Origin of the sequence: Nocardia asiatica NBRC 100129 (assembly GCF_000308415.1) — a bacterium.
Classification (GTDB): domain Bacteria; phylum Actinomycetota; class Actinomycetes; order Mycobacteriales; family Mycobacteriaceae; genus Nocardia; species Nocardia asiatica.
Genome location: NZ_BAFS01000019.1, coordinates 1 through 6,708 on the forward strand (window position 1 = coordinate 1; position 6,708 = coordinate 6,708).

The 6,708-nt window shown below is 69.8% G+C and carries 11 protein-coding genes; 6 read left to right on the forward strand and 5 right to left on the reverse strand.

Annotated elements, in window-relative coordinates; genetic code table 11:
- From ON27_RS02270 to ON27_RS02280, 3 genes are all read left to right on the forward strand, one after another.
- Positions 1–425 (forward strand): NAD(P)H-dependent oxidoreductase (locus ON27_RS02270; RefSeq protein WP_043718591.1); only part of this gene is annotated, 425 nt, incomplete at its 5' end.
- 1 nt (position 426) lies between these two features.
- On the forward strand, positions 427–747 hold the full coding sequence (locus ON27_RS02275; RefSeq protein WP_043718593.1) for a DMT family transporter: 321 nt from the start codon (positions 427–429) through the stop codon (positions 745–747).
- 176 nt (positions 748–923) lie between these two features.
- A complete protein-coding gene (locus ON27_RS02280) occupies positions 924–1,364 on the forward strand; it encodes an OsmC family peroxiredoxin (protein ID WP_043718605.1) in 441 nt (146 codons plus the stop codon).
- A gap of 63 nt (positions 1,365–1,427) precedes the next feature.
- Here the strand turns inward: ON27_RS02280 and ON27_RS02285 are convergent, their stop codons facing one another.
- The 4 genes from ON27_RS02285 to mhuD all read right to left on the reverse strand — a co-directional run bounded on the left by ON27_RS02285 (position 1,428) and on the right by mhuD (position 3,499).
- Positions 1,428–1,910, reverse strand: coding sequence for a hypothetical protein (locus ON27_RS02285; RefSeq protein ID WP_043718595.1), 483 nt, complete (start codon positions 1,908–1,910; stop codon positions 1,428–1,430).
- 35 nt (positions 1,911–1,945) lie between these two features.
- Positions 1,946–2,737: a CbtA family protein gene (locus tag ON27_RS02290; protein WP_043718597.1), complete on the reverse strand. Its 792-nt coding sequence runs from the start codon at positions 2,735–2,737 to the stop codon at positions 1,946–1,948.
- The gene (locus ON27_RS02295) at positions 2,728–2,922 is read right to left on the reverse strand and encodes a CbtB domain-containing protein (protein WP_043718599.1); all 195 of its coding nucleotides are present in this window, start codon (positions 2,920–2,922) and stop codon (positions 2,728–2,730) included. The genes ON27_RS02290 and ON27_RS02295 overlap by 10 nt, the downstream gene beginning before the upstream one ends.
- A gap of 262 nt (positions 2,923–3,184) precedes the next feature.
- On the reverse strand, positions 3,185–3,499 hold the full coding sequence (gene mhuD, locus ON27_RS02300; protein WP_043686001.1) for a mycobilin-forming heme oxygenase MhuD: 315 nt from the start codon (positions 3,497–3,499) through the stop codon (positions 3,185–3,187).
- 58 nt (positions 3,500–3,557) lie between these two features.
- On the opposite strand from mhuD, the gene ON27_RS02305 reads away from it, so the two are divergent.
- A complete protein-coding gene (locus ON27_RS02305; RefSeq protein WP_043718602.1) occupies positions 3,558–4,304 on the forward strand; it encodes an alpha/beta fold hydrolase in 747 nt (248 codons plus the stop codon).
- On the opposite strand, the gene ON27_RS02310 is transcribed toward ON27_RS02305, so the two are convergent.
- On the reverse strand, positions 4,256–5,206 hold the full coding sequence (locus tag ON27_RS02310; RefSeq protein WP_280413555.1) for an HhH-GPD family protein: 951 nt from the start codon (positions 5,204–5,206) through the stop codon (positions 4,256–4,258). The two genes, ON27_RS02305 and ON27_RS02310, sit on opposite strands and share 49 nt — an antisense overlap.
- A gap of 90 nt (positions 5,207–5,296) precedes the next feature.
- On the opposite strand from ON27_RS02310, the gene ON27_RS02315 reads away from it, so the two are divergent.
- Both ON27_RS02315 and ON27_RS02320 read left to right on the forward strand, forming a co-directional pair.
- The gene (locus ON27_RS02315; RefSeq protein ID WP_043718609.1) at positions 5,297–5,920 is read left to right on the forward strand and encodes a carbonic anhydrase; all 624 of its coding nucleotides are present in this window, start codon (positions 5,297–5,299) and stop codon (positions 5,918–5,920) included.
- Between the two features lie 123 nt (positions 5,921–6,043).
- On the forward strand, positions 6,044–6,694 hold the full coding sequence (locus ON27_RS02320; RefSeq protein WP_043718603.1) for a hypothetical protein: 651 nt from the start codon (positions 6,044–6,046) through the stop codon (positions 6,692–6,694).
- Positions 6,695–6,708 lie beyond the last annotated feature (14 nt).

Sequence of the window (6,708 nt, forward strand, 5' to 3'; positions counted from 1 at the left end):
TGGTCCGCACCCCCGAGCAGGCCGCCGCCTGGGGCATCGTGGAGCCGCTGCTCGCGGAGTTGCTGTCGGCGGACGTGATCTTGATCGGCACGCCGATGTACAACTACTCGGTGCCCGCCGCGCTGAAGGCATGGCTGGACCAGGTGACGTTCCCTCGAATGTCGCTGGGCCACCGAAGATTCGTCGTGACGAGCGCTCGCGGCGGCGCCTACTCGCCGGGCGCGCCCAAAGCGGCCTACGACTACCAGGAGCGCTTCCTGCGTGACTTCTTCGCGGGCCATTTCGGCGTATCCGACACCGTTTTCGTGCACGCGGAACTAGCCAATTCCCGCCAGGACCCGGCGCTGGCGCACCGGCGTGCCGAGCACGACGCGTCCTATGCCGGGGCTCTGGCCACGGCCCGCGCTCTGGCCGGGAAGTATTGAGATGAGCTGGGTGATCCTCGCCGTGGCCGGTCTCGTGGAGATCGCCTGGTCGCAAAGTATCAAGCCGACCGAGAATTTCACTCGCCTCGTCCCGACCCTGATCTGTTTCGCGCTCGGGGCCACCGCCGTGTATCTGCTGTCCCGAGCCATGCAGACGTTGCCGGTAGGCACCGCCTACGCGGTGTTCACCGGCATCGGCGCACTCGGCGCGATCACCCTCGGGATCGTCGTCAATCGGGATCCGCTCAGCGCGGGCCGGATCCTGGCGCTCGCGTTGATCCTCGGCGGCATCGTGCTGGCCAGGATCACGAATCCGGCGTAGCGGTGGTTTCGCCGGCCGCACGGATTCGCTTGACGCGCGGCATGTTTACCGCCGAGTCGCGGTGCGCGCGGTCGGCGCCGCGCCGCGGACTCGATCGGCGAACCGGTGGGCTGGGGCGACTCGCCCGGGGTAGGTTCGTGCTGCATCGTCAAACGATCATCGGCGAAAGGACCGTGATGCCCACACGTACCGCGCGTACTGCCTGGACCGGCACCCTGCAGGAGGGGTCGGGCCAGGTCGAACTGGCCAGTTCGGGGGTCGGTAAGTACGACGTGTCGTTCCCCAAGCGTTCCGCCGAGGAGGCCGACGGCACCACCAGCCCGGAGGAGTTGATCGCGGCCGCGCACTCCTCCTGCTACGCGATGGCGCTTTCGGCGCAGATCGGCAACGCGGGCGGCACTCCGGAGAGCCTCGACGTCACCGCAGACGTGACCCTCGGCCCCGATCCGGCGGGCGGGTTCCGGATCACGGGAATCAAGCTCACCGTCCGCGGTCGCGTCTCCGGCATCGACGCCGACGCGTTCCAGGCCGCCGCCGAGGCCGCCAAGGCGGGCTGCCCGGTCAGCAAGGCGCTCGCGGGCGTCGACCACATCATCCTCGACGCGGCACTCGCCTGAGTCGGATCACCGCTTCGTGCCCCGCACCAGTGGATGCGGGGCACGAAGCGCGGGTGCCGCGAGTCAGCGCTTGCGGAAGTAGCGCCTGGCCGTGCGGGTGTAGAGGGCGGGGACGGCGATCAGCACGGCGATGACATGCACCGTGCGGAACGCGCCGAGCAGCAGCGACGTCGCGCTCGCGTCCCGCAAGAGGTCGCCCATCTCGTAGGCGGACATGGCCGCGGCGAGCGGCTCGATGATCAGTGACAACAGGCCGATCACTCCGATGCCGACGGTGATCAGCAGCCGGGCCCAACGGTCGCCGTAGGTCATCCGTACCGCGACGGCCAGCACCAGAAGGTAGATCGCCGTGCGCGCACCCGATCCTGCCGCGAGGTCGGCCGGATCGGCCTCGGGCAAAGCGAGCACGGCCCGCACAACCGCCTCGGCCACCCCCGCGAGCAACGCGACAACCAGTGCGACGAATGCGACGCGTACTGCCTGTGGGGGTCCAGCGGGGTGGACACGCAGCGGTGCGGGCCAGACGGAAAAGGCAGTGCCGATCATGGGATCGACACTGCCTCAGCTCTCCTGGACGCGAATCACTCCGCGGTAGCGGCCGCTGCCCGTACCGGGGTATCGGTGCGCGTAGCGAACTCGGTGAGCGCAGCGAAGCCCAGGGCCAGGCAGGCCCACAGCGTCGCGGTCTCGGCCAGTGACGCCACCCGGAACTGCCACAGCAGGGTGGCCGGGAAGTTCGCGCCGACCTCGTCCACGCCGGGCAGCAGGAGGTAACCGAGCGTGGTCACCAGCACGAATGCGGCGACACCGCCGATCAGCCGGAACGTGGAAAGTTGGGCGCGCAGCGCGGTGAACGCCGCCACCGCCGCGCCGACCGCCACGATGCCGAGCACGACAGCCGCCAGCCACAGGAGGGTGCGCTCGTTGATGGTGTCCGGATCACCCACGGCAGGCGGGTTCGCCGGATATTTGAAGAACGGCACCGCGACGATCGCGGCCCACCCTGCCGCGCCCAGCATCAGCGCGAGTCGTGGACCGGACAGTGTGGTGTAGCGCCGTGCGAAATGCGCGACCGAAGCGTAGATGGCGCCGAGCGCGACCCCGGCCAGCCCGAGCGCCAGGAATTGCCCGAACTTCTGGCCGCCGCGGCTCACCAGCGGTTCTTCCTCGTCACCGTGGGTATGCCCGCCCGGCGATTCGGCATGCTCACCGTGCGTGTGCTCAGCGGCGGAGCCCGCTTCCTCGATGGCGATGGCAGCGTCCACCTTGGGTTCGCCGACGAAGTATCCGACTGTGGCGGCCAGCAGGCCGGCGACGAGGCCGGCCAGCAGGCCGCGCAGCAGGAGTGTGCGAAGCGAACCGATCAGTGGCACGGAAGCCCCAGCAGGTGGCGTCCGTCGTGCATCAGCTCGTGCAGGTACATCCCGCTGCGCGAGATGACGCCCTGGTCGAAGCCGACCAGGTACAGCGTGAGCAGTGCGAGAAGAACGACACCTACCGTGACGAGCACGGTGGCCAGGGAATCGGTTGCCCGGCTGGGTGTATGCGCGATGGCCATGCGAGTCCTCCTTGGGATACGCGTCCCTTCGGGTGGTGGCGCGACGGTGCCGGTGTCTGGCTTTCCGGCACCGGACTCGGTGCGTGGAACACAGTGGCGCGACCGCTCCGGATTCGCACCGGAATTACCGCGTCACCCTCGCGTTTGTCCTTCGAACTGTGACACCCGCGGGCCCCCGGCGTCAACCAGGTCCGGCACGGGCGTACCACGGCGTCGGGCGAGTCGCCGGGCAGGCGGACCTACCCGGCGGCCGGAATCCGACTCAGTTCGCGGGCTTCGCGTCGACGTCGAGCACCACCTCGAACTCGAGCAGGGACGCACCCGTCGAGACCGGCTTCTGACGCTCGCCCGCGTGCGCCTCCCGTGCGGGCCCGTCCCGCCACGCCGCGAAGGACTCCTCCGAATCCCACTGCGTGACAACGAAGTACCGCTTCTCACCGGCGACCGGTCGGAGCAGCTGGAAGCCGAGGAAGCCGGGGGAGCCCTCGACGGCGTGCGCACGGTGGGCGAACCGCTTCTCCAGCTCGGGGCCCGCGCCCTCGGGAACCTCGATCGCGTTGATCTTCACAACAGCCATGCGTCCAAGCTAGCGGCTGATGCCGAGCAGGTGCTCGGTGCCTCGTATTGTCGGAGCGATGTTGCACGACGAAGGCGGTGCGGGCGCGCCGATCCTGCTGCTGCACGGACTGATGGGCAGCGCGCGCACCTGGCGCGATCAGCTGCACTGGCTGCGCGAGCACGGCCACGTCTACACCTTCGACGCCGCGGGCCACGGCAGGCCCGCGCCCGCGGAGCTGACCACCGAGGCATTCGTGGCCGACCTCGCCGCCGGCACCGCCGCGATCGGCGAGCCGATGGTGGTGATCGGGCATTCGATGGGCGGACTACACGGCTGGGTCTTCGCCGCGACCCACCCCGATCGGGTCCGCGCCCTGGTGATCGAGGACATCGCGCCGGACTTCACCGGCCGCACCGCCGCGCACTGGGCGGCGATGATCGAGGCGTGGCCGCAGCCCTTTCCGGACGACGACGCCGTCCTTTCCTTCTTCGGGCCGGTGGCCGGGCGGTACTTCCTGAACTCCTTCGAGCGCGGGCCGGAGGGCTACCGGCTGCACGGCTCGGTCACCACCTTCCGCGATATCTCCGAGGAGTGGGGAACGCGGCAGTTCTGGCGGCACTGGCATGCCGTGCGGGTCCCCGCGCTACTGCTGGAGGGCGAGCACAGCATCACTCCGCCGGGGCAGATGCGGCAGATGGCGGCCGCGCATCCGGGCGCCGACTACGTGCTGGTGCCCGGTGCGGGACATCTCGTGCACGACGACCAGCCGGAGCGCTACCGAGCCGAAGTCGAGCGCTTCCTGCGGAGGGTGCTGGGCGGCTGAGGGTGCCCGCCCTCGCCCGCCAAGGCGAACAAGCCGTCGGGCGTCTGCTCGATCAAGCCGTCCACCAGCAGTGAGTCCAAAGCGCGGTCGCGCTGGCCCGGATCGCGGGTCCAGGCCAGGTCCAGGCGCACGCGCTCCACCGGCCCGCTGGCATGCCGCAGGACGTCCAGCAGGCGGCCCCGTGCTTGGCGGTCGGTGCCCTCGTACTTCTGGGTGCGGCGGACCACGTCGCCGGCCGGCCGGCCGGCGGTCACCCACGCACAGCTCGGCAGCGGGCACCGCGAGCAATCGGGAGTCCGGGCGGTGCACACCGTCGCGCCGAGTTCCATCAGGGCGGCGGAGAACACCGCGGCGCGATCGATCTGGAGCGGCAGCAGCGCCTCGGTCTCGGGGAGGTCCCGCGACGAAGGGTTGCCCGCTTCCGCGCGCCCGTGCACCGCCCTGGCAACCACTCGGCGGACGTTGGTATCCACGACCGGAACTCGCTGGCCATAGGCGAAGCAGGCGACGGCCCGCGCGGTATAGGCCCCGATCCCGGGCAGCCCGAGCAGGACGTCCACGTCGGCGGGCACTTCGTCGCCGTGCTCGGCCGCCAGCACCCTGGCGCACTCGTGCAACCGCAGCGCCCGGCGCGGATAGCCCAGCTTGCCCCAGGCGCGGAGCACTTCGGCCTGCGAGGAGGCGGCCATCGCCGAGGGGACCGGCCAGCGCGCCACCCACTCCCGCCAGATCGGCTCGACCCGCACGACCGGGGTCTGCTGCAACATGATCTCGCTCATCAGGATCTGCCACGCGGTGACGCCGGGCCTGCGCCACGGCAGATCGCGCGCGGTCTCCCCGTACCAGTCCAGCAAAGTGTCCGCGTCGATGCCCGTCGGTGCGCCGTTCCGCACAGCCCTCACTGTCCCCGTCCTACCGCCGCCAGGCGGTATTTGCCCACACGTAACCAACCGAACTCGCTGGTAGCGCTCCCATCCTGCACAATGGTCGGTATGCCGGAATCCAACCCGATCAGTGCATGGAAGTCCCTGCGAGAAGGCAACGACCGCTTCGTCAGCGGCGCGCTGCTGCATCCTAGCCAGGGTGCCGCGGACCGGGCCAAGCTCGTCAGCGGCCAGCACCCGCAAGCGATCCTGTTCGGATGCGGCGACTCCAGGGTCGCCGCCGAGTTGATCTTCGACCAGGGCCTGGGCGACATGTTCGTGGTGCGCACCGCGGGCCATGTGGTCGACAGCTCGGTGCTCGGCTCGATCGAGTACGGGGTGCAGGTGCTCAACGTGCCGCTCATCGTAGTGCTCGGACACGACAGCTGCGGAGCCGTGAAAGCCACCATCGACGCCCTGGACGGCGGCGAAGTGCCGGGCGGGTTCATCCGCAGCGTGGTCGAGCGGGTCACGCCCTCCATTCTGGTCGGACGGCGCGAAGGACTGTCCACCGTCGACGAGATGGAGGCCAGGCACGTGGTGGAGACCAGCCGCCTGCTCATGCAGCGGTCGATGATCATCTCCCAGCGGGTCGCGACCGGTGCGCTCGCCATCGCCTGCGTGACCTACAAACTGGCCGAGGGCAAAGTGCAGTTGCAGCGGGTCGTCGGCAATATCGGCGAGGTGGTCTGAGCCGGGGCACGTCCCCGGTTTGCCCAGCGTGCCGGCGGAATGTACTCGTCGCCGACGGGGGCGGGCGGCCGACACGCCGTGCCCCTGAGACGATGTGCCCGAGCGTGCCCTTACCGTTGAGTCGTGCTGGAACCGAATGGACCGCTGCCACCGGAGATCTATTGGCGTCGCCGCGCGTTCGCCATCGGAGTTCTGGTGGTCGCGCTGGCGCTGCTGATCTGGGTCGTGCTCGCGGTCGCGCGCGGCGGGGACTCGCCCGGTGACGCCAAGGCCACCGGATCCAGCTCGGTCGTTGCCAAACCCGTCGACGCGGCGGCCAAGCCGTCGGGCGAGTCCGGCCCGCCGAAGACCTCCGCGGCGACCACCAGCGCCGCGGCGGCGGGCCCCTGCCCGGACCAGTCGCTGGCGATCAAGGTGACCGTCGAACAACCCACCTACAAGGCCGGCGAGCAGCCGGTGTTCGGGATCGTCATCACCAACATCTCGGCGGTGGCCTGCACCCGCGACATGGGTTCGGGCCTGCAACAGGTTTCGGTGCACACACTCGACGGCCAGCGAAGGCTGTGGTCCAGCACCGACTGCTACCCGGACGGCCAGCCCGACGTCCGCACCATGAGTCGCGGTGAGCAGGCGGCGTTCACGGTCACCTGGTCGGGCACCACGTCCCAGCCCAACTGCGCGGGCGAACGCGTCCAGGTGCCGCCGGGGCCCTACAGCGTCATCGCGCAACTCGGCTCGGTGCGCAGCATGGCCGAGCCGTTCAACATCGCTTGAGCTGTGTTTGATTT